The sequence below is a fragment of the Rhodococcus sp. NPDC055024 genome (assembly GCF_053608585.1).
In genome coordinates this window covers 53684-76236 of record NZ_JBSGVT010000022.1, presented here as the reverse complement: position 1 = coordinate 76236, position 22553 = coordinate 53684, and the positions used below count along the sequence as shown (strand labels likewise).

Below are 22553 nucleotides of genomic sequence, written 5' to 3'. Positions count from 1 at the left end.
ATCCGCGGCTACACCTCTTTTTGCTGTCTCGGAGAAGTCTGAATTCTCCTGTGTTTCAATGCTTTGCAAAACTACCGAATCGGTCCCACGCTCCGATTGCCCAAATCCCTCAGGAGTTGGCGACTTTGGGGAGCGGGCTGTCGAGGTGATCGGCCGCGACAAGACGGCCGTCGAGGAACGAGAGCACCCAGGTGCTCGCCTTACGGTTGCGTGCAGAGGGCAGTGTTACACCGGCCGTATCGGCCCACCAGCGCATGAGATCGGGAATGACGCCTCCTTGGCTGCAGATCACGGGTGTGCCCTCCATCGCGGCGATCTGCAACGCGCGGGCCCGAGCGGCATCGGGATCGGCCGCATAACCCTCTTCGGTCAGAAGAGGTTCCGTAGAAATCTCGACACCCAATGCCTCCGCCAACGGCATCACGGTGTCGATGCAGCGAGTACGGTCGGCCGCGAAAACGGAATCGGCGCCGAATATTTTCAGCTGCTCGACCAACGCGGCCGATTGCTCTTTGCCCTTGGCGTCGAGTGGACGCAGATTGTCGTCGCCCTTGTATCGCTTCCGGCTTCCGGCTTTTGCGTGGCGGACGAGTAATACCGTTTTGGTGTCCGGCCGAATGGAAACGAAGCGGCGAAGAATCATTCGATCCATCGGGTACGAAAGATGATCGGCGACCTCGGCGACCGGAAGCCAATAAAGAACATCCACTTCGTTATTCGGTCCGAAATCTCCGTCGACTGCTTCTGCCGACCAGTATTCGACCCGCTTGAGTTTGCGATGCCCCGGGATCGGGTATGTCACGCCACCGAGGTGCCTGCCGAAACGTCCGGTGATCGAGGTCTCTTCGCGCACCTCGCGAACCGCCGCGGTCAGGAAGGTCTCGCCGGGGTCTAGTTTGCCTTTGGGGAATGACCAGTCGTCGTACTTCGGTCGATGTACGACGGCGATCTCGATGGCGGAAGGATCCTCAGGAGCCTTCCGCCACAGAACCGCGCCTGCGGCAAAGATGTTGGCTTTGACCGGCTTGTCGCTCATTGTGTGATCCGAGCCCGTCAAGACCCGCTGGAGGTGCGGCTGCGCATCAACGACTGTTGATGCTCGCGTACGTCCTCGCCGCGTTCGGGGGCAGCTACCCAACTGCCGTCCGGATGCAGTACCCAGCAGCGAGTTCGGGGATCGAGCGCGGAATCGAAGATGTCACCGAGTTGCTTCGACAGTTTCGGATCCTTGACCTGCACCATGACCTCGACGCGGCGATCGAGGTTGCGGTGCATCATGTCTGCGCTGCCGATCCAGAATTCGTCGGCAGAGCGGAAATGGAACATTCGCGAGTGCTCGAGGAACCGGCCGAGAATGGAACGTACTTCGATGTTTTCGCTGAGGCCCGGAACCCCCGGCTTGAGCGCGCATATTCCGCGGACCACGATCTCTACGGGGATACCCGCCTTGGAAGCGCGGTACAACGCGTCGATGACCTGCTCGTCCACCAATGCGTTGGCTTTCAATCGGATACCGGCATCGCGGCCCGCGAGCTTGTGAGCGATCTCGTTGTCGATCCGCTCGATGATCCCGCGGCGAACCCCGTACGGCGCAACGAGAAGGTTGCGGTAACTCGTCTTACGGGAGTATCCGGTCAGCGAGTTGAAGAGGTCGGTGAGGTCCGCGCCGATCTCCGGTGCTGCGGTGAGCAATCCGACGTCCTCGTACATGCGCGCGGTCTTCGGGTTGTAGTTGCCGGTGCCGATGTGGCAGTAACGGCGAATGGTCGACCCCTCACGCCTGACGACGAGGCACGTCTTGCAGTGAGTCTTGAGACCGACGAGACCGTAGACGACGTGAACGCCGGCCTGCTCGAGTTTGCGTGCCCACTTGATGTTGGCCTGCTCGTCGAAGCGCGCCTTGATCTCCACCAGGGCAACAACTTGCTTGCCGGCCTCGGCGGCGTCGATCAGTGCGTTGACGATGGGGGAGTCGCCGGAAGTGCGGTACAGGGTCTGCTTGATCGCGAGCACCTGCGGGTCGGCGGCGGCTTGTTCGATGAAGCGCTGAACGCTGGTGGAGAACGAGTCGTAAGGATGGTGGACGAGCACGTCGCCGTCGCGCAGGGTCGAGAACACACTCTTCGGCGTCTCACGCTCGCCGAACGCCGGATGCGTCGCCGGGACGAACGGAGCGTCCTTGAGTGCCGGGCGGTCGACGGCGTAAACCTGCCAGAGGCAGGACAAGTCGAGGAGACCGGACACCTCGATCACGTCGGCCGGGTCGACGTCGAGTTCACGCAGAAGCAGTTCGAGCATGTGCTCGGTCATGTCGTCGGCGACTTCGAGTCGGACGGGCGAACCGAAACGGCGACGCGCCAATTCACGTTCGAGTGCCTGCAACAGATCCTCGTCGCGATCCTCTTCGACCTCGAAATCGGCGTTGCGCGTGATTCGGAAAGCGTGATGTTCGACGATTTCCATTCCGGGGAACAGTACGTCCAGATGAGCCGAAATCAGTTCTTCCATCGGGAGGAACGAATCGATGGTCGACGAAGACGTCGTGCTCTTGACTCGCACGAACCGGCCGACGTTGTCGGGGACCTTGACGCGAGCGAAGTGTTCGCCGCGGGTGACGGAGTCCTTCACGGTGACGGCGAGGTTGAGGCTCAGTCCGCTGATGTAGGGGAACGGGTGGGCGTGATCGACCGCCAACGGCGTCAGTACCGGGAAGACCTGCTCGTGGAAATGCGCCGAGAGTCGGCCGTGATCGTCGGCGCTGAGATCGGCCCACCGAACGATCGAAATGCCTTCTGCCGCCAGCGCGGGGCGGACCGAGTCGAGAAACACGTGTGCGTGCTTGTCGGCGAGTTCCTGGGTGCGGCGCGCGATGAGCGCCAATTGTTCGCGTGGGGAGAGTCCGTCGGCAGACCTGACCGACAGGCCCGTCTCGTCGCGGCGCTTGAGTCCGGCGACCCGGACCATGAAAAATTCGTCGAGATTGGAAGCGAAGATGGCGAGGAACTTTGCGCGTTCGAGCAACGGCAGTGACTCGTCGGCGGCCAATGCGAGAACGCGCGCATTGAAATCGAGCCAGCTGAGTTCGCGGTTGAGGTAACGATCCTCGGGGAGTCCGACGAGCAGTTCGGGTAGCTCTGCCTTGGTAGCTGCAGGGGGAGCGCCCGGGATGTTGGTGGCAGTCGCGACGGCCTGAGATCGAGTCGAGGCGGCCACGCCGTTCTCGTGTCGGTCGGAGCTGTGGTCTCCGTCCGACTGGTCTTCGGAAATACGGTTTTCGAGTGCTTCGCCATTGCTCACTCGTCGATCATCCCCCACAATCGCGCGGTCCGACAATCGATGAAAGAAAATTCATCGACTGTTCGACGGCGCGGCCTTGAGTCTGGTCAACGAAGCCAGTGTGGCTGGGCCTACTCCCAGTGCTCGCACAGTGTCGAGGTCGGCATGAGTGTCGACATCGGTCCGCAGTCCCGGCCACTGGCCGGTCAGTCGTCGTGCACCTGAATTGGTATGTCCGCGTGCGGATTCCGGGCCGAATAGAGGGTCGAGTGAGCTCTCGCCACACGCAAAGAGTGCCGAGGTGCCGGTGCCGAGGTGATCGACGACGATGGAACGTCCGCCACTTCGGGCTGCGACTACCGCCTCCGACAACTCACTCGGTTGCATGGCGGGCAAGTCGGCTTGCAGCACAACGAGGTCGACCACTCCGCGCTTGGCCCGGATATCGGTGGCCGCTGCGCTCAAGGCTGCGTTGAGAGTTTCCTCCGTGCGTGGTGGGGCGCCGTTGGTTCGCGCGCCGTCGGGAGCTGGATCGGCATAGACGGTGACGCCGACGGAGTATGCGAGAGCGGCGACGGTCGGGTCGGGGGTGACCACGGTGACACCGTCGATTGCCGAGACGGAAGCAACTGTGGACAGGGTGTCGTGGAGCATTGCCAACACGAGGTCCGCCCGCGCGTCCGAGTCGAGTTCGTCCGCGAGGCGAGACTTGGCCGATCTCAAGGACTTGACGGCAACTATCGCATGCATGGGGCGTTCGATCTCCGCGTGCGCATGCGGCGTCTCCACGACGTGTGGGTACGGGGGTTCCGCGCTGTCCATTCCTCGATCTTGCCAGTCACCGCGCTTGGTGTCCGCGGCTGCCCACCGCAGCGAGCTACAGGCGATACTCTGTGCAGACGATTTTTCTGGCGGCGACCCGCTTCGCCGGGTAGACGGGGTGAGCGTGTGAGTAAGGCAGCTGTACTGGGCGCAGGTTCGTGGGGAACGGCGTTGGCGAAGGTGATGGCCGAGGCCGGAACCGACGTGACCATGTGGGCCAGGCGTGAAGAGGTCGCGAAGCGCATAGACACCACGCACGAGAACAGCGACTATCTGCCGGGCATTGCTTTGCCTTCGTCGATTCGCGCGACTCACCACCACGAGGAGGCGATGGCAGGCGCTGATTTCATCGTCCTGGCGGTTCCCTCGCAGTCGCTACGGGGAAACCTGGAGCAGTGGAAGGGCTCGATCGGACCCGATGCGACTCTGCTGAGTCTGGCCAAGGGGATCGAGACCGGGACGCTCATGCGCATGAGTCAGGTCATCGTGTCGGTGACCGGCGTGGAACCGGGGCGCGTCGCAGTGCTCTCGGGTCCGAATCTTGCACACGAGATCGCCAGCGGGCAGCCCGCGGCGACGGTGATCGCCTGCTCGGATTCCTCGCGTGCCCTCGCTCTCCAGGATGCTTGCGCTACCGGCTATTTCAGGCCGTACACCAATTCCGACGTCATCGGTTGTGAGATCGGTGGTGCGTGCAAGAACGTGATTGCACTGGCCTGCGGCATGGCCGCCGGTAGTGGGTTCGGCGACAACACCGTTGCCAGCATCATCACCCGTGGGCTCGCCGAGACGATTCGTCTCGGCGTTGCGCTCGGTGCCAAGGCATCGACACTTGCCGGTCTGGCGGGAGTCGGTGACCTGGTCGCGACCTGCACCTCCGAGCTGTCGCGAAACCGGACGTTCGGCGAGCGGCTCGGACGGGGCGGGTCGATGGAGTCGGCGCAGAAGGCGACAAACGGACAGGTCGCCGAGGGCGTGAAGTCGTGCACGTCGGTGCGCGCACTCGCTGCCGGATACGACGTCGAGATGCCGTTGACCGACGCCGTCCATCGGGTGTGCCACGAAGGCATGGCCGTCAGCGATGCAATCGGTCAGTTGCTCGGACGCCGGACCAAGCCGGAGTGAGCGAAATCGGTGTGAGTCACTTCGAGGGTTACGGGGATTCGACGCGCAGCGTCAGCGCGGTAGCGCGGGAACACGCGGCAGGTCAGCCGATGCAGCTCGGTCCGATATTCGCTGCGCCGTACCAACTTTCGGCCGACGAAGGTTCCGAATCCGATACCTACGCTCGTGCATCGAACCCGGGTTGGCGCGGACTCGAATCTGCGCTCGCGGCGCTCGAGGGAGCGGACCACACACTCGTCATGGGATCGGGGATGTCCGCGATCACCGCGACCTTGCGCAGCGTGCTCGTCACCGGGGATACGGTCGTCGTGCCGTCGGACGGGTACTACCAGGTGCGGTTGTACGCGAACGAACGGTTGGCGCCGTTGGGGATCACCGTTCGGGAGGTCTCGACCCTGCAGATGGGTGACGCGAGCTTCGCGGATCTGATCGAGGCGTCGCCGGGCCGCGTGGTCGTCGTCGCCGAGACGCCGTCCAACCCGGTGCTGGACGTGGTCGACCTTCGCGTGCTCGCCGACGTGTGCCACCGTTCGGGCGCGCTCCTGATCGTCGACAACACGACTGCAACACCGCTGGGCCAGCGCCCGCTCGAATTGGGTGCCGACATCGTGGTGGCCAGCGGCACCAAGGCCCTCAGCGGGCACAGTGACCTCCTGATGGGTTACGTCGCTACCTCCGATGCGGCGGTCGGTCAGCGAATCGAGCGCGAGCGACTTCTCTCGGGAACGGTGCTCGGACCCTTCGAGACGTGGCTCGCGCACCGGAGTCTCGGCACGGCAGGACTGCGATTCGGGCGTCAGTGCGACAACGCGCTTGCACTGGCCGAGATGTTGGTAGGTCACAAAGCAGTCCGGTCCGTTCGTTACCCCGGCCTTCGCGGTGACCCGTCCTTCGCAACGGCATCCGGTCAGATGAATCGATTCGGCGGATTGGTGAGCGTCGAGTTGGATTCGGCTCAGGCGTTCCACTCGTTCGTCGACGCGAGTGCTCTCGTCACGGCTGCCACCAGCTTCGGCGGGATCCACACGACGGCGGATCGCCGAGCGCGCTGGGGCGATCCGGTCAGTGCGGGTTTTGTCCGAATCGCTTGTGGCATCGAGGACACCACCGATCTCCTGGCCGATATCGAGCGCGCACTCGACGCGTAGACGGACCACGTCGATGATTTCCGGTCCGGCCCGATCGCGTGCCGAAGTCGATTCGGCGGTACGGTTTGACGCGTGAACAGCAGCCGTACCCGCGTGGCCGTGATCTTCGGTGGCCGGAGCAATGAGCATTCAGTGTCCTGTGTTTCCGCCGGAAGCGTCCTGAGCAACCTCGACCCCGATCGGTACGACGTCGTACCGATCGGCATCACCGTCGACGGTTCCTGGGTGCTCGGCTCGAGCGACCCCAGCTCCCTGGCGATCAGTGGGCGAGCGCTGCCGTCGGTCGACAAGGACGGAACCTTGGTGGTCCTCAGCGCGGACCCCACCCGCGAGGGCGAGGTCATCTCCTTCGACGGCTCTGACGCCGGGGCTGTGCTCGCATCGGTCGACGTCGTGTTCCCGGTCCTGCACGGCGCTTACGGCGAAGACGGCACCATTCAAGGTCTGCTCGAACTTGCCGGGGTTCCGTACGTCGGACCCGGAGTCCTGGCCAGCGCCGCCGGCATGGACAAGGAGTTCACGAAGAAGCTTCTTGCCGCTGAAGGACTTCCCGTCGGAGTGCAGGTCGTGCTTCGACCGGGAACCGCAACGCTGACCGAAGAGCAGAAGGCGGAGTTGGGCCTTCCGGTGTTCGTGAAGCCCGCTCGAGGTGGTTCGTCCATCGGGATCACGAGGGTGAGCGATTGGGATGGGCTGGACGGGGCAATCGCTTATGCACGCCTGCACGATCCCAAGGTGATCGTCGAAGGCGCGATCATCGGCCGTGAGGTGGAATGCGGCGTCCTCGAATTCCCGAACGGTGACGTCAAAGCGAGCGTGGTCGCCGAGATCCGGATGCCGGATTCCGACGCCGATTCGGACGCGTTCTACGACTTCGACACCAAGTACCTCGACGACGTCTGCGAATTCGACATCCCCGCGTTACTCGACGATTCGGTGAGCGACCAGATTCGAGAGCTGGCCGTCCGTGCGTTCAAGGCACTCGATTGCCAGGGACTCTCGCGGGTCGATTTCTTCGTGACCGCGAACGGCCCGGTGATCAACGAGATCAACACGATGCCGGGGTTCACCTCCATCTCGATGTACCCGAAGATGTGGAACGCTACCGGAATCGATTACCGCACTTTGATTTCGACGCTGATCGACACCGCTGTCGCTCGCGGCACCGGGCTTCGCTGATCAGGGAACCGCGACCGGCGCCGGGTCGAGAGGCTTCTGCTCCAGAGTCGCCGTGATGGTGTCGGAAATCTCCTGAATCGGCGTCGGGCCGGTCCCGTCGGGAACCGTGATGCCGATGTACTCACCACGGTCGACGGCAAACCAGGTGCTGGCCGCCAGACCGATGTCGGTTCCCGAGACCTGGAACCACTGGACGCCGTTCACGACCTGGAGCGCGGCCGCCTGGTCGAACTCGGTCGGACGATCGAGCCCGCAGCGCAACACGATCGGCTCACCTTCGCTGCGCTGCCACGCGGCTGCTCCGGCCGGGGCAGGTTCCACCAACTCGGCTTTCGTGAAGTCGTCGATCTTGTCGGGAAGCGCGCCGAGGAGAGAAACGCAGGCCTCCGACTCGGCTGCCGGCGCCGGTACGGGTCCCAGCGCTACCGGCGAGAGTTCAGGATTATTGCCCGCGACGACGGCTGCGATCACCACTCCGACGATCAGGGCCACCGGCAGTGCGATGGCAGTGGCGATCAGCGCCGGGCTGCGGCGTTCGGTCGGATCGTCCTCGCCGTCGGGGTCGATGTCGGCGTTGTCTGCGGTGGAAGTGTTGTCTGCCATGCTCAGTTCTTCGCTCGGGTCCTGGTCCAGTCGATCAGCGGTCTCGTCACTTCTGAGGACACGTCGGTGAATCGGTAGGATTGCCGACACACGCGTGAGCTTGCAGAAGCGTTCACGACCACAGCTAGAAGGTACCGCAGGCCGCTTACGAGCGAATTGCGTCGGCATTGGAGACACTCATCGCATCATCGGAGTTCACCGCATCATCGGAGTCCACTGCATCATCGGAGTTCGAATCACAGCCCACTGTCGAGCAGGTGGGGGAGTTCGACGTGATCGCGCGATCTCTGGTCGGCCGAATCCAACCGGTCACCACCGAATTGGGGCCGGGTGACGATGCCGCGATCGTGACGTCCGGTGACGGCCGCGTGGTTGTCTCGTCCGACATGTTGGTCGAAGGTCGGCATTTCCGAGTGGACTGGTCTTCGCCACGGGACATCGGCCGCAAGGCGGTGGCCCAGAACGCCGCTGATGTGGTTTCGATGGGAGCCAGGCCGACGGCATTCACGGTGTCACTGGGGTGCCCGCCCTCGACTCCCGTCGACGTGATCGACGGAATCTCGGCCGGGATCTGGGACGCGGCAACAGATCTGGGGGCCGGTGTGGTCGGCGGTGACCTGGTCCAGTCACCGGTGATCGTCGTGTCGGTGACTGTGCTCGGCGATCTCGGTGGCCGTCCGGCAGTTCTCCGTTCGGGTGCAAAGGTCGGTGACAAGATCGCTGTCGCCGGGCTGTTCGGTTGCTCGGCAGCGGGATTGGCACTACTGCTCGACGAAACCGAACTGCTCGACGAAACCGGCAGTTTTCCAGATTTACTTGCCTCTCATCGTGTTCCGAATCCGCCGTATCAATCGGCCTGGGACGCCGCAGAATCAGCACACTCGATGACGGACGTCTCCGACGGATTGATCGCGGACCTTCGACATCTCGCAGAGGCATCACACGTACGGTGCGACATCGTGTCGGCCGCGGTTCCCACCTCAGCAGACGTCTTGTCGGCGGCCGAGGCGCTCGATGTCGATCCGCTGCACTGGATCTTGTCCGGTGGTGAAGATCACGGATTTGCAGCAACTTTCGGACCGGAGGTCGAGATTCCGTCGGGATGGACCGTGATCGGTGAGGTCGTCGCAGGTTCCGGTGTCTCGGTCGACGGTTCTCTTCGCGAGAGCGGTGGGGGTTGGCACAGCTTTTCGACCACCGGTACCACTGCGGTATAGGTTGCTTTCATGGCTGTATATGCACTTGGAGACAGAGTTCCGGACATACATCCGGACGCATACGTCCACCCGGACGCGGTGGTGATCGGCGCCGTGACTCTCGCGGCGGGCACCTCGATCTGGCCGCAAGCGGTGTTGCGTGGTGACTACGGAACCATTTCGGTCGGTCTCGGATCGAATATCCAGGACGGAACCGTCATCCACTGCACTGCAATCGATGCGACCGTCATCGGTTCGGGCTGCGTCGTGGGCCACAACGCACACATCGAAGGTTCGACCATCGAAGACAACTGCTTGATCGCATCGGGGTCCGTGGTCCTCAACGGAACGGTGATCGGTACGGGGTCGATTGTCGCCGCTGGTGCGGTGGTGGCCAACAAGATGCAGGTTCCGCCGCGCAGCATGGCGCTCGGTGTGCCCGCCAAGGTCCGTGCGGGATACGAGGTTCCGCTCGGTCACCTCGACGGCAACGTCAAGATGTACGCAGCCAATGCGGCGTACTATCGCGACGCGTTGCGCAGGCTCGACTGATGGCGCCGCTTGCAGAGATCGTCGATCCAGGGTGGGCGCGGGCACTCGAACCGGTGTCGGAGCAGATCTCCGCGATGGGCACGTTCTTGCGTGAAGAGATCGCTGCGGGGCGAGAGTATCTGCCGGCGGGGGAGAACGTCTTGCGTGCGTTCACGAATCCGTTCGAAGACGTTCGAGTGCTCATCGTCGGTCAAGACCCCTACCCGACGTCCGGTCATGCTGTCGGGTTGAGCTTTTCGGTCGCCCCGGACGTGCGGCCGGTTCCGCGAAGCCTCGGCAACATCTACAAGGAATATCACCAGGATCTCGGATTGCCGATACCGTCGAACGGCGATCTGACTCCGTGGTCGAAACAAGGTGTGCTGCTTCTCAATCGCGTTCTCACCGTGCAGCCGGGTCAAGCCGCTTCGCATCGTAAGAAGGGCTGGGAGCCGGTGACCGAGCAGGCCATCCGCGCTCTGGTCGCGCGATCGTCACCGATGGTCGCGATCTTGTGGGGTCGCGACGCGGCTACTCTCGCGCCGATGCTCGGCGACACACCGATCATCGAATCCGCGCATCCGTCACCGCTTTCGGCTTCGCGCGGTTTCTTCGGTTCGCGTCCGTTCAGTCGTGCGAACGAGCTCTTGACCGGACTCGGAGCTGATCCGGTCGACTGGAATCTGGGCTGAACGAGCTGCGTCTGAACGAACTGCCGTGCCGAATGTCGTGACGCGACGTTCGGCACGGCAATTCGATTACGCCTGCTTTGCGGACGTGAAATCGGGGCGACGCTTGTCGACGAATGCGTCGACACCCTCGCGGCCGACGGGGCTGTTCGCCGCGAGGGCGATGGACGCGGCTTCGGCGTCGAGTTGCTCGGCAAGCGAGTTCGTCCGCGACGATCGCAGCAGCGCCTTGATTCCCGAGTACGACGTGCTCGGTCCGTTGGCCAAGGCGCGGGCGAGGCGCGCTGCCTCTTCCTGAACCTCGTCGTCGCCGACGAGTCGGGTGAGGATCCCCAGCCGGACGGCTTCGTCGCCCCCGATCACCGAATCGTTGAGAAGAATTTCGCGAGCGCGGGCCACGCCGACGATGCGGGGAAGCGTCCATGACATTCCGCCATCCGGGGTGAAACCGATGGAGGGGTAGGCGGGACGAAGCTTGGTGCCGGTGCCGCCGATTGCGACGTCGGCGAGGCAGACCAGGCTCATTCCGGCGCCGGCGGCCCATCCGTGGACTCCGGCCACCACTGGAGCGGTAGCGGCGTCGAGCGCGCGAACGAACACGTGGAAGACGCGGGCAACTTCGGCCACGTACTCGCCGCGGTCGGGGGCTGCGGCGAACGCGCGGACGTTGCCTCCGGCACAGAAGTTTGCGCCTTCGCCGACCAGCAGGATGCTCCCGATGTCGTTTCCGACTGTCTCGAGCGCCTGCGCGCCCTGAACCAGTCCTTCGTCGTCGAGGGAGGTGCCGTTGGCGGCGGTGGAAATGGTGATGCGGAGTACGCCCTCGTCGAGGGTCACCTTGCTCAGGTCATCGATAGAAGTCACTCAACGCACATTACGGGTGTCTGACAGCCATACGAAACACGGGGACACATAGATACAGTCACATAGATACAGCTCTGCCCCCGTCACCGAAGTGACGGGGGCAGAGCCTGCAATAGTTTGTGCTCGGGCAATCAGCCCCGAGCGACCTTGCCTGCCTTCAGGCAGGAGGTGCACACGTTGACCTTACGGGTGTTACCCGGGGCAACCTCGGTACGAACAGACTGAATGTTCGGGTTCCAGCGACGATTGGTACGCCGGTGCGAGTGCGAGACCGACTTACCGAAGCCGGGCCCCTTGGCGCATACGTCGCAGACGGCAGCCATAGTCGCGAACTCCTTGTTAGAAATGAATATTGAAGTGGTTACCCTACACGGTAGGGCAGCCAGAATTACAATCCGAATATACTCGACTTCGAATCGATCCTTGACCGCTCACTGTGCAGCCGAACGTGAAAACAGTCAATCAGCAACAAACAAAGTGCAGCATTATTTCGTGTAGCCCGTTCGAGGCAACCGTGTAAGAGTAACCGCATCCGGCCCGAATGGCCAAACCGCCCGGTAATGACGGCTGCGCAGAAGCGTCGGACTACCCTCGACTGCACCGATCACCGATCTCTTTTTTCATCGTCAGTCTTTCCATCGTCGAGGGGAACCGTCAGTGGGGGAAGTACAAGGCGTCGCCGAGGAAGCAGAATCCGTCGCGGACGGACATTTGCTGCGGCGCTGGGCCCGCCGGGCCGTCGACAGCCTCCAGAAACGTCGCGGAGAGATCAACAGCCTGAACGTCTTTCCCATCCCTGATTCGGATACCGGCACCAATCTGTTGTTCACGATGCGGGCCGCGCTCGATTCCGCCGAGACGATCGAGGACGACGTCCGCAGTGCGGGCCGCGTCGCCAACGCTCTGGCTCGGGGCGCTGTCTCCGGCGCCCGGGGCAATTCCGGCGTGATCCTCTCCCAGGTGATCCGGGGTATCGCCGAGAGCGTTCAAGGCGAGCACATCGACGGCCGCAGCTTCGCGAACTCACTGACTACGGCGACGACGCTGGCCTCACGGGCTGTCTCCGATCTGGTGGAAGGCACCATCGTCACAGTTCTGCGTGCATCGGGAGAAGCAGCGCAAGAGTGCGTCGACACCAGGACGCCGAGCGGCGAGGACCTTGCTTCCGTAGTTGCCGCCGCTGCCGACGCCGCTGCGGTCGCACTGAACAAGACGCCGGAGCAACTGGACGTTCTGGCGTCCGCCGGGGTGGTCGATGCCGGGGGATTCGGTCTCGTTCTGATCCTCGACGCCTTTGTCGAGGTGGTCACCGGGAAGTCTCAGGTCCGCGAGGATCTGGGAACACCGGACCTGCGCTCGACCTCCCTGGTCGATGTCAGTGCATTCGATCACGATTGGGCTCACAAGAGCCCGATCGAATGTGGTGATCACTCGGAGCAGGATTTCGAGGTCATGTACCTCGTCGACGACTCCGACGACGATCGGATGGCGGCGCTGCGCACGCGACTCTCCGTCCTCGGGGATTCGACGGTCATCGTCAGCGACGGCTTCGGCGGCTGGTCCGTGCACGTACATTGCTGCGATGCCGGCGCGGCGGTGGAAGCAGGCCTCGAGGCCGGAAAGGTCCACGGCATTCGCATCAGCAGTTTTCTCGTCGACGAACGCGACCAGCTGGTGGCACGGGCGGAGAGGCGATTCCCGGGCGCCGGCGCACGCGGCGTTCTGGCCGTCGTCGCCGGTGAAAGCGCGTCGGCGTTGTTCGAGAGTGAGGGCGCGACCGTTCTTCGTTGCGACGATGCGCCGGTCACACGCGCGCAGCTGCTCGGGCGCATTCGTCAGATGGAGCGAAGCGAAGTCCTGGTGCTGCCGAACGGAGCTTTGACCGCTCAGGAACTGGTCGCAGTCAGTGCCGCTGCACGCGATCCGCTTCACCAGGTCCTGCTGCTGTCGACGTCGTCGATGGTGCAGGGCTTGGCCGCCCTCGCCGTTCACGACGCCCAGCGCAACGTCGCCGACGACGGCTTCACGATGTCCGAGGCTGCAGCGGCGACGCGCTGGGGATCTTTGCGTATTGCCGTCGAGCGCTCGCTGACCTACGTCGGGACGTGTGATCCGGGGGACGCCATCGGGTTGATGGGTCACGAGGTGGTGCTCATCGGTCCCGATGTCGCCGAGTCGAGTGCGCGATTGGTCGATCTTGCGCTCGGATCCGGCGGTGAACTCGTGACCCTTCTCATGGGGGCCGACGCACCGGACGACCTGGCAGCGCAGCTCGAGGCCCACGTGATCGCGCACCACCCGGGTGTGGACGTACTCGTGTATCAGGGTGATCAGCCCGGTGACCTGTTCCAGTTGGGCGTGGAGTGATCGGACCGAGTCTGTCGGTGACTGCTGATATACGAACACCTGTGCTTATCGCGACACTGTGCTGGAGGAACTGATGGCGACGCTCGGCGACCCACTCGATCGGCTGCTGGGAAAGAAGACCGCGGAGGCGCTCGACGAGGCATTCGAGATCCGGACCGTCGAGGACTTGCTGCGTCACTACCCACACCGGTACGCGTCGGCAGGCAAGGAACTTGCCGAGAAAGAGCCGCCCGAGGGTGAGCACATCACCATCATCGCGCGGGTGGCGTCGGCAGCCGTCGTGAAGATGAAGAACCGTCCAGGACAGATGCTGAGGGTCTCGCTCGCGACCGATTCGCAGACCGTCGACGTCACGTTCTTCAATCCGCAGAAGGTGCGTCACGTCATCAAGCCCGGCGTGCGGGCGATGTTCTCCGGGACGGTCAAGTACTTCCGCGGGAAGTGGTCTCTCACTCATCCGAGCTATCTGATCCTCCCGGAACCTCGTGTCGGCGAAGAGGATTCAGTGGTTCCTCTGGCATCCATCAAGGGGGCCGGCGACCTTGCCGGTCTGGCTCGCGCAAATCAGGACCCCGGCGCAGAACTCGATCTCTCCGTCTTCGACCGGGCATTGATCCCGCTGTACCCGGCGACCCGCGAGGTCGAGAGTTGGACAATCATGCGGTGCGTGCGGCAGGTACTCGACCAACTCGATCCGATCGAGGAGCCGCTGCCTGACGAGACTCGGGCCGAGCACGGGTTCATCGGCTTGGACGAAGCTCTGCGAACCGTGCACCTTCCCGATACCAAGGAAGACATCGAACGTGCACAGGATCGTCTGCGCTTCGACGAGGCTCTGTCTCTGCAGTTGGTCCTCGCGATGCGGCGTCACGACAACTCCGAACGTGTAGCTCCGGCCTGCACTGCGGTTGCCGGCGGGATCGCGGACCAGTTCGAGGAGATGCTCCCGTTCACGCTGACGGAGGGACAGCAGGCAGTCGCGGAGGAGATCTCCAGCGACCTTGCCCGCCCACACCCGATGAGCAGGCTTCTTCAGGGCGAAGTCGGGTCCGGCAAGACGATCGTGGCCTTGCGCGCGATGTTGCAGGTCGTCGACGCGGGCTATCAGTGCGCGCTGCTCGCACCCACCGAAGTCCTCGCCAATCAGCACGCGCGATCACTGCGCAAGATGATGGGTCCGCTGGCCGCAGGCGGCGAGCTCGGTTCAGCCGAACACTCCACCCGTATCGCCCTTCTGACCGGTTCGCTACCGGTGGCCGCGAAACGCGCAGCGCTGCTCGAGGCCGTGACCGGTGACGCCGGGATTGTCATCGGTACCCATGCGCTCATCCAGGACAACGTCGAGTTCTTCAACCTCGGGATGGTCGTGGTCGACGAGCAGCACCGCTTCGGCGTCGAGCAACGTGATCAGTTGCGATCGCGGGCACGTGAAGGCCTGAGTCCGCATCTGCTGGTGATGACGGCAACGCCGATTCCGCGAACCATCGCCATGACGGTGCTCGGCGATCTCGAGGTATCGACCCTGCGGGAGCTACCGCGTGGGCGTACTCCGATCAAGAGCAACGTCGTGCCTGCGAAGCAGAAGCCGCAGTGGGTGGATCGCGCGTGGGAACGAATTCGGGAGGACGTTGCCGACGGCCGTCAGGCGTATGTCGTGTGCTCGCGGATCGGCGACGGTGAGCAGGGCGCAGGCGAAGACCAGTTCACCGAGGAGAAGCAGCCGGAGACCAAGTCGGCGGTCGACGTCTTCGAGGAGCTGTCGAGCGGCCCGCTGGCCGATCTGCGAGTCGGATTGCTGCACGGTCGACTGCCTTCCGACGAAAAAGACGTCGTCATGAGCGCGTTCAACGTCGGTGACATCGACGTCCTTGTCTGCACGACCGTCGTCGAAGTCGGTGTGGACGTCCCGAACGCGACGGTGATGGTGATCGTCGATGCCGAACGGTTCGGTGTCAGTCAGCTCCATCAGCTGCGTGGTCGTGTCGGCCGTGGAAAGCATCAGGGACTCTGCATTCTCGTCACCGGAAGCAATCCCGGCGGGCCGGCATACGAGCGACTCTCCGCGGTGGCCGCGACCAACGACGGGTTCGAACTGGCTCAGCTCGACCTCGCGACCAGACGCGAAGGCGACATCCTCGGAGCTGCGCAGTCGGGCACGACCTCGAACCTGCGGCTGCTTTCTCTCATGGCACACGGAGACATCCTCGAATCCGCCCGGGAGTTCGCCCAGGGAATCGTCGACGACGATCCATCGCTCGACGGTCATCCCGCCTTGGCTTCCATGGTGACCGCTGCGCTGGACTCCGAGCGGATCGAGTACCTCGAGAAGTCGTGACGGGTATGACGACAAGCTGAAATCGAATAGCACGAGGACCGCCGGGTTGGTTTCTCGATTCAGTCCGAAATATGAGACTCCGCATGTAGACGCAAGATGAAATCGGGGTAGTTTTCTCGAATGTTCTCCAAAGTGCTCGTCGCGAACCGCGGCGAAATTGCGATCCGTGCCTTCCGCGCCGCCTACGAACTAGGTGCCGGAACCGTCGCGGTGTTCCCGTACGAGGATCGGAACTCGATCCACCGTCTCAAGGCAGACGAGAGCTACCAGATCGGGGAGAAGGGTCACCCCGTTCGCGCGTATCTCTCGGTCGAGGAGATCGTCGCCGCCGCAAAGAGCGCCGGAGCGGACGCCATCTACCCCGGTTACGGTTTCCTCTCCGAGAACCCGGATCTGTCGGCGGCGTGCGCCGAGGCAGGCATCAAGTTCGTGGGTCCCTCCGCCGAGATCCTCGAGTTGACCGGCAACAAGGCACGCGCCATCGCCGCGGCCAAGGCCGCCGGTCTCCCGGTGCTCGCGTCTTCGGAGCCGTCAGCGGACATCGACGAGCTGCTCGCAGCAGCCGAGGACATGACCTTCCCGCTCTTCGTTAAGGCTGTCGCCGGCGGCGGCGGACGCGGAATGCGGCGCGTTGCGGAACGCTCACAGCTCAAGGAATCGATCGAAGCCGCAGCGCGCGAAGCGGAGTCGGCCTTCGGCGATTCGACGGTGTTCCTCGAGCAGGCCGTCATCGACCCCCGGCACATCGAAGTGCAGATCCTCGCCGACGAGCAGGGCAACGTCATCCACCTCTTCGAGCGTGACTGCTCGTTGCAGCGTCGCCACCAGAAGGTGATCGAGCTTGCTCCGGCCCCCAACCTCTCGGAAGAGTTGCGCGCCAAGATCTGTGCCGACGCCGTCGCTTTCGCGAAGGAGATCGGGTACACGTGCGCCGGCACTGTCGAGTTCCTCCTCGACAAGCGCGGCAACCACGTCTTCATCGAGATGAACCCGCGAATTCAGGTGGAGCACACCGTCACCGAAGAAGTGACGGACGTGGACTTGGTCCAGTCGCAGCTCAAGATCGCGTCCGGTTCGACGCTTGCAGATCTGGGTCTGTCACAGGACACGATCAAGCTGCGCGGAGCGGCGCTGCAGTGCCGCATCACGACCGAGGATCCGGCCAACGGATTCCGCCCGGACACGGGCCGGATCACCGCGTACCGCACCCCGGGCGGTGCCGGTATCCGCCTTGACGGCGGCGCGACGCTCGGTGCCGAGGTCGGAGCGTACTTCGACTCGATGCTGGTCAAGCTCACCTGCCGCGGTCGCGACCTCGAAGCCGCCGTCGCGAGGGCTCGCCGCGCGGTCACCGAGTTCCGTATTCGTGGCGTCTCGACCAACATTCCGTTCCTGCAGGCGGTTCTCGACGACCCGGACTTCCGGGCCGGACGAGTGACGACCTCCTTCATCGAGGAACGTCCGCAGCTGCTGACCCTGCGTTCCTCCGCCGACCGCGGCACCAAGATCCTGACCTACCTCGCCGATGTGACGGTCAACAAGCCGCACGGCGAGCGTCCCTCTTCGGTGTACCCGCAGGACAAACTGCCCAGGATCGATCTTTCGACGCCGCCGCCCGCCGGCAGCCGCCAGCGTCTGCTCGAACTCGGTCCCGAAGGTTTCGCGAAGGCACTGCGTGAGCAGAAGGCCGTCGGCGTCACCGACACCACTTTCCGCGACGCGCATCAGTCCTTGTTGGCCACGCGAGTTCGAACCAGCGGACTGCTCGGAGTTGCCGGGCACGTTGCTCGGTTGACGCCGGAATTGCTCTCGATCGAAGCCTGGGGCGGCGCGACGTACGATGTGGGACTTCGCTTCCTGCACGAGGATCCGTGGTATCGGCTTGCCGCGCTCCGTGAAGCGATCCCGAACATCTGCCTCCAGATGCTCCTTCGCGGACGAAACACGGTGGGCTACACGCCCTATCCGGAGAAGGTCACGCGCGCATTCGTCCAGGAAGCCGCCGACACCGGCATCGACATCTTCCGAATCTTCGACGCGCTCAACAACGTCGACCAGATGCGCCCTGCCATCGACGCGGTGCGTGAGACGGGAACGGCTCTCGCCGAGGTGGCGCTGAGCTACACCGGCGATCTGTCGGATCCGAACGAAACGCTGTACACGCTCGACTACTACCTGAAGTTGGCAGAAGAGATCGTCGATGCCGGCGCTCACGTGCTCGCGATCAAGGACATGGCCGGCCTGTTGCGCGCTCCGGCGGCCACCAAGCTCGTGACGGCGCTACGCAGCAATTTCGATCTGCCGGTTCACGTCCACACGCACGACACCCCCGGTGGACAGTTGGCCACGTACTTCGCCGCGTGGCAGGCGGGCGCCGACGCAGTCGACGGTGCTTCGGCGGCATTGGCCGGAACCACAAGCCAGCCTGCGCTCTCGGCCATTGTCGCCGCTGCTGCGCACTCCGAGTTCGACACCGGACTGAACTTGCAGAACGTGTGCGACCTCGAGCCGTACTGGGAGGCGCTGCGAAAGGTGTACGCGCCCTTCGAATCCGGTCTACCGGCCCCGACGGGACGCGTGTACACGCACGAGATCCCGGGAGGCCAGCTCTCCAACCTACGCACCCAGGCCGTTGCTCTCGGCCTCGGCGACCGGTTCGAAGAGGTCGAAGCCAAGTACGCCGACGCAGACCGCATGCTCGGGCATCTGGTCAAGGTGACGCCGTCGTCGAAGGTTGTCGGCGACCTCGCGCTCCATCTTGTCGGTGCCGGTGTGCCTTCGGAGGAGTTCGCCGCAGACCCGGCGAAGTTCGACATTCCCGACTCCGTGGTCGGCTTCCTGCGCGGCGAACTCGGTACGCCTCCCGGTGGCTGGCCGGAACCGTTCCGCAGCAAGGCGCTCGAAGGCCGTGGCCAGGCCAAGCCCGAAGCGACGCTCTCCGCCGAGGACGAGGTACTGCTGGAGGGCTCTTCGAAGGACCGTCAGGCGACGCTGAACCGTCTGCTCTTCCCCGGCCCGACAAAGGAATTCCTCGAGCACCGCGAGAAGTACGGCGACACGTCGCGGTTGTCGGCGAACCAGTTCTTCTACGGTCTGCGGCGCGGCGACGAGCACCGCGTCGAATTGGCTCCCGGCGTGGAACTGATCATCGGTCTCGAAGCGATTTCCGAGCCCGACGAGCGCGGCTACCGCACTGTCATGTGCATCCTGAACGGCCAGCTGCGTCCGGTCTCGATCCGCGATCGCTCCATTGCCAGTGACGTGCCGGTGGCGGAGAAGGCCGACAAGAACAACCCGGGCCACGTGGCGGCACCGTTCGCGGGCGTCGTGACGCTCGCGGTCAAGGAAGGCCAGAAGATCGAGGCCGGCGACACCGTGGCCACGATCGAAGCGATGAAGATGGAAGCGGCGATCACCTCGCCGCGTGCCGGCGTCGTTTCGCGGATCGCGATCAGCGCTGTTCAGCAGGTCGAGGGCGGAGACCTGCTGGTAGTCGTCTCGACGGGGGAGAGCGCCGCAGAGTGACTCGCATCATCTCGGGTCTCGCGGGCGGTCGACGCCTGCGAGTCCCGCCGAGCGGCACCCGTCCGACGTCGGATCGGGTTCGCGAGGCGTTGTTCAGTGCACTCGAAGCGCGCATCGATCTCGAAGGGTGCGCGGTTCTCGACCTCTTCGCGGGTTCGGGTGCCCTCGGCCTCGAAGCGCTTTCACGTGGAGCCGAGCACGTCGTTCTCGTGGAATCCGATGCCAAAGCCGCTGCCGTCATCAAGGCGAACATCAGCACTGTCGCGTTGCCGGGGGCGACGGTTCGCGCCGCTCCGGTCGCGGCCGTGGTGTCGGGGCCGAGCGCGCGCGAATACGACATAGTCATCGCCGACCCGCCGTATGCGGTGACCGACGAGGCCGTCGTGTCGATGCTCATTGATCTGCAGGTCAACAAATGGGTGGGGGAGGGCACGATCGTGGTACTCGAACGTTCGTCGCGTTCGCCGGAGACCGTGTGGCCGCAGGGCTACGAGCCGATCAAGGCGAAGAACTACGGTGAAGCTCGCATCGAGCTGGCCACCTGCTACGGTCTGGACTCATGACTGGCGCCGTCTGCCCCGGATCCTTCGACCCTGTGACCAAGGGTCACCTCGACGTAATCGGAAGAGTTGCTGCGCAATTCGACGAGGTCGTGGTCACCGTGCTGATCAACAAGAGCAAGCGTGGCATGTTCACGATCGACGAGCGGATCGAGATGCTCGAAGACGCGACGAGTCACCTGCCCAATGTTCGGGTCACGTCGTGGCACGGACTGTTGGTCGACTTTGCGAAACAAGAAGGCCTCAGCGCGATCGTCAAGGGTCTGCGCGGCGCGAACGACTTCGATTACGAGCTGCAGATGGCTCAGATGAATCAGAAGCTCACAGGCGTCGACACGCTCTTCGTCGCCACGAATCCGACCTACAGCTACCTGTCGAGTTCTCTCGTGAAGGAAGTCGCGACCTTCGGTGGCGACGTCTCCGACATGCTCCCGGCCAAGGTGCATTCTCGGCTACTCGCGCGTATCGCCGAACGAGCAGCAGAAAACAGCTGATCCCCGACACACCGACCACGACGACACCCCGTTGGCCGTTCTTCCGGCAAACTTGGACAGGAACGGGCACAGGTCCGAGTGGACCGGTGACGATGTGGGCCGAATTCGGCCGGTAAGAGATTGGGGTTGCTTGTGTACCGCGTATTCGAGGCACTGGACGAACTGGTCGCAATTGTCGAAGAGGCGCGCGGTGTTCCCATGACCGCAGGGTGTGTTGTGCCTCGCGGCGACGTACTCGAGCTTCTCGACGACGTCCGGGACGCAATTCCGAGCGAGTTGGACGACGCTCAGGACGTCCTCGATCATCGGGACAAATTGGTCGGTGACGCGCGAGCCAACGCGGAGAAGACCGTCAGCAGCGCCAACGCCGAGGCGACGTCGACTGTGGAGAACGCACGCGACGACGCCGACCGCATTCTGTCCGACGCCAAGGCTCAGGCCGATCGCATGGTTGCCGAAGCACGTGCACATGCCGATCAGTTGGTCGAGGACGCAGAGGCAGAAGCGGAACGCACTGTCACTGACGGCCGTCGTGAGTACGACGCAGTGACCGGACGGGCTCGTACCGAGGCCGATCGGATGATCGAGTCGGGCCAGGCTTCGTACGACCATTCGGTGGCCGAGGGAACGGCAGAGCAGGCTCGTCTGGTCTCCCAGACCGAGGTTGTCCAGTCAGCCCACGCGGAATCTGCGCGGGTGATCGATGCCGCTCACGCCGAGTCCGATCGGATGCGTTCGGAGTGCGACCTGTACGTCGACACCAAGTTGGCCGAGTTCGAGGAGTTCCTCACGGGAACCGTTCGATCGGTCGGGCGTGGTCGTCAGCAGCTTCGAACGGGTTCGGGAGTTCCCGATTACCAGGACGACGATCGTCGTTCGGAGCGGCGCCGCTAGAGCGGATCAGACAGTCGAGGGTGGGTCGTCCGATATGGGGCGGCCCACTTTTTCGTGGACGGAATTGGGATTTGCCTTGTAGCTGCCGTATTGTGGAGTGGTTGCCCATACCAGTTTCAACAGATAGGTGAGTTCTCTTTGTCAACGCATCGTCGTAGTTCGTCGCATCAGTCAAGTGATGCGGGATTTTTGCTGGACACGGTCAAGCTCGGTCGTCGTCCAGGGTCGATGCGTACCGTCGAGAGAACAATTCAGTCCCCGAACCGTATCGGTCTCGATCTGATCGCGATCGAAGCGGGCGCGGACATAGATCTCGATCTTCGTCTCGAAGCAGTGTCCGAAGGCGTTCTTGTCACCGGAAACGTGCACGCACCCACCAAGGGTGAGTGCTCGCGGTGCCTCGAACCGTTCACCGACACTGTGGACATCTATCTCACGGAGTTGTTCGCTTACCCGGACAGCACCACCGAGGAGACGACGGAAGAGGGAGAGGTCTACGCGGTCGAAGACGACGAAATCGACCTCGAACCGGTCATCGTCGATGCAGTCGGGCTGGCGCTTCCGCTCCAGCCTCTGTGCAGTGACGATTGCCTGGGATTGTGCTCAGAATGTGGCATTCGCCTGGCGATTGCGGAATCTGGGCATGGGCATGACATACTTGATCCTCGCTGGGCTGGTCTCGCGGCCAAATTTGGCGTGGAATCAAACACCAGCGAAAATCTTGTGATCACCGAAGCCGAGGAGAAGTAGAAGTGGCTGTCCCCAAGCGCAAAATGTCGCGATCCAACACGCGGTCGCGTCGTAGCCAGTGGAAGACCACTGTGCCCACCCTCGTTACCTGCCCCAACCGTGGCTGTGGCGAGCAGACCCTTCCCCACATCGCATGCCCGTCATGCGGTACTTACAAGGGCCGCCAGGTAACCGCTGCTGTCTAGTTCTCCCCGG

At 63.5% G+C, this 22553-nt stretch carries 20 protein-coding genes; 14 read left to right on the top strand and 6 right to left on the bottom strand.

The window, feature by feature from the left end; translation table 11 throughout:
* Window positions 1-109: 109 nt before the first annotated feature.
* The 3 genes from ACWF6P_RS29835 to cofC form a co-directional block, all read right to left on the bottom strand.
* Window positions 110-1036 carry a bifunctional NUDIX hydrolase/histidine phosphatase family protein gene (locus tag ACWF6P_RS29835; RefSeq protein WP_452623445.1) on the bottom strand — a complete coding sequence of 309 codons (927 nt, stop codon included), beginning with the start codon at window positions 1034-1036 and terminating at the stop codon, window positions 110-112.
* Window positions 1037-1053: 17 nt separating this feature from the next.
* Complete coding sequence (locus ACWF6P_RS29830; protein WP_378449575.1) at window positions 1054-3213, bottom strand: RNA degradosome polyphosphate kinase; 2160 nt, start codon at window positions 3211-3213, stop codon at window positions 1054-1056.
* 135 nt (window positions 3214-3348) lie between these two features.
* A complete protein-coding gene (gene cofC / locus ACWF6P_RS29825; RefSeq protein ID WP_452623444.1) occupies window positions 3349-4098 on the bottom strand; it encodes a 2-phospho-L-lactate guanylyltransferase in 750 nt (249 codons plus the stop codon).
* A gap of 126 nt (window positions 4099-4224) precedes the next feature.
* On the opposite strand from cofC, the gene ACWF6P_RS29820 reads away from it, so the two are divergent.
* From ACWF6P_RS29820 to ACWF6P_RS29810, 3 genes are all read left to right on the top strand, one after another.
* The gene (locus ACWF6P_RS29820) at window positions 4225-5223 is read left to right on the top strand and encodes an NAD(P)H-dependent glycerol-3-phosphate dehydrogenase (protein ID WP_019747941.1); all 999 of its coding nucleotides are present in this window, start codon (window positions 4225-4227) and stop codon (window positions 5221-5223) included.
* Complete coding sequence (locus ACWF6P_RS29815) at window positions 5220-6371, top strand: cystathionine gamma-lyase (RefSeq protein WP_452623443.1); 1152 nt, start codon at window positions 5220-5222, stop codon at window positions 6369-6371. Before ACWF6P_RS29820 ends, ACWF6P_RS29815 begins: the two co-directional genes overlap by 4 nt.
* Window positions 6372-6443: 72 nt before the next feature.
* On the top strand, window positions 6444-7550 hold the full coding sequence (locus ACWF6P_RS29810) for a D-alanine--D-alanine ligase family protein (protein ID WP_452623442.1): 1107 nt from the start codon (window positions 6444-6446) through the stop codon (window positions 7548-7550).
* On the opposite strand, the gene ACWF6P_RS29805 is transcribed toward ACWF6P_RS29810, so the two are convergent.
* Window positions 7551-8243, bottom strand: a complete 693-nt coding sequence (locus ACWF6P_RS29805) for a DUF3515 domain-containing protein (protein WP_378631294.1) — start codon at window positions 8241-8243, stop codon at window positions 7551-7553.
* Window positions 8244-8320: 77 nt separating this feature from the next.
* Here ACWF6P_RS29805 and ACWF6P_RS29800 point away from each other — a divergent pair, with 77 nt between their 5' ends.
* The 3 genes from ACWF6P_RS29800 to ACWF6P_RS29790 are packed head-to-tail and all read left to right on the top strand — an operon-like array spanning window position 8321 to window position 10572.
* The gene (locus ACWF6P_RS29800) at window positions 8321-9370 is read left to right on the top strand and encodes a thiamine-phosphate kinase (protein ID WP_452623441.1); all 1050 of its coding nucleotides are present in this window, start codon (window positions 8321-8323) and stop codon (window positions 9368-9370) included.
* Window positions 9371-9379: 9 nt separating this feature from the next.
* Window positions 9380-9901, top strand: a complete 522-nt coding sequence (locus tag ACWF6P_RS29795; RefSeq protein WP_378449565.1) for a gamma carbonic anhydrase family protein — start codon at window positions 9380-9382, stop codon at window positions 9899-9901.
* A complete protein-coding gene (locus ACWF6P_RS29790) occupies window positions 9901-10572 on the top strand; it encodes a uracil-DNA glycosylase (RefSeq protein ID WP_452623440.1) in 672 nt (223 codons plus the stop codon). The genes ACWF6P_RS29795 and ACWF6P_RS29790 overlap by 1 nt, the downstream gene beginning before the upstream one ends.
* A 66-nt stretch (window positions 10573-10638) precedes the next feature.
* On the opposite strand, the gene ACWF6P_RS29785 is transcribed toward ACWF6P_RS29790, so the two are convergent.
* Both ACWF6P_RS29785 and rpmB read right to left on the bottom strand, forming a co-directional pair.
* Window positions 10639-11433, bottom strand: coding sequence for an enoyl-CoA hydratase-related protein (locus ACWF6P_RS29785; RefSeq protein WP_378449563.1), 795 nt, complete (start codon window positions 11431-11433; stop codon window positions 10639-10641).
* A 131-nt stretch (window positions 11434-11564) separates the two neighbouring features.
* A complete protein-coding gene (rpmB, locus tag ACWF6P_RS29780; protein ID WP_003942669.1) occupies window positions 11565-11756 on the bottom strand; it encodes a 50S ribosomal protein L28 in 192 nt (63 codons plus the stop codon).
* Between the two features lie 334 nt (window positions 11757-12090).
* Here rpmB and ACWF6P_RS29775 point away from each other — a divergent pair, with 334 nt between their 5' ends.
* From ACWF6P_RS29775 to rpmF, 8 genes are all read left to right on the top strand, one after another.
* Window positions 12091-13800, top strand: a complete 1710-nt coding sequence (locus ACWF6P_RS29775; protein ID WP_378449562.1) for a DAK2 domain-containing protein — start codon at window positions 12091-12093, stop codon at window positions 13798-13800.
* Between the two features lie 73 nt (window positions 13801-13873).
* Window positions 13874-16135: an ATP-dependent DNA helicase RecG gene (gene recG, locus ACWF6P_RS29770; RefSeq protein WP_452623439.1), complete on the top strand. Its 2262-nt coding sequence runs from the start codon at window positions 13874-13876 to the stop codon at window positions 16133-16135.
* Window positions 16136-16255: 120 nt separating this feature from the next.
* The gene (locus ACWF6P_RS29765) at window positions 16256-19660 is read left to right on the top strand and encodes a pyruvate carboxylase (protein ID WP_452623438.1); all 3405 of its coding nucleotides are present in this window, start codon (window positions 16256-16258) and stop codon (window positions 19658-19660) included.
* A complete protein-coding gene (gene rsmD / locus ACWF6P_RS29760) occupies window positions 19657-20223 on the top strand; it encodes a 16S rRNA (guanine(966)-N(2))-methyltransferase RsmD (RefSeq protein ID WP_378449560.1) in 567 nt (188 codons plus the stop codon). Before ACWF6P_RS29765 ends, rsmD begins: the two co-directional genes overlap by 4 nt.
* The gene (gene coaD / locus ACWF6P_RS29755) at window positions 20220-20714 is read left to right on the top strand and encodes a pantetheine-phosphate adenylyltransferase (protein WP_452623437.1); all 495 of its coding nucleotides are present in this window, start codon (window positions 20220-20222) and stop codon (window positions 20712-20714) included. The genes rsmD and coaD overlap by 4 nt, the downstream gene beginning before the upstream one ends.
* A 132-nt stretch (window positions 20715-20846) precedes the next feature.
* Complete coding sequence (locus ACWF6P_RS29750) at window positions 20847-21608, top strand: DivIVA domain-containing protein (RefSeq protein ID WP_230813222.1); 762 nt, start codon at window positions 20847-20849, stop codon at window positions 21606-21608.
* A gap of 189 nt (window positions 21609-21797) precedes the next feature.
* Window positions 21798-22358 carry a YceD family protein gene (locus tag ACWF6P_RS29745; protein ID WP_007729319.1) on the top strand — a complete coding sequence of 187 codons (561 nt, stop codon included), beginning with the start codon at window positions 21798-21800 and terminating at the stop codon, window positions 22356-22358.
* A 2-nt stretch (window positions 22359-22360) separates the two neighbouring features.
* Complete coding sequence (gene rpmF, locus ACWF6P_RS29740) at window positions 22361-22543, top strand: 50S ribosomal protein L32 (RefSeq protein WP_007729318.1); 183 nt, start codon at window positions 22361-22363, stop codon at window positions 22541-22543.
* Window positions 22544-22553: the final 10 nt, after the last annotated feature.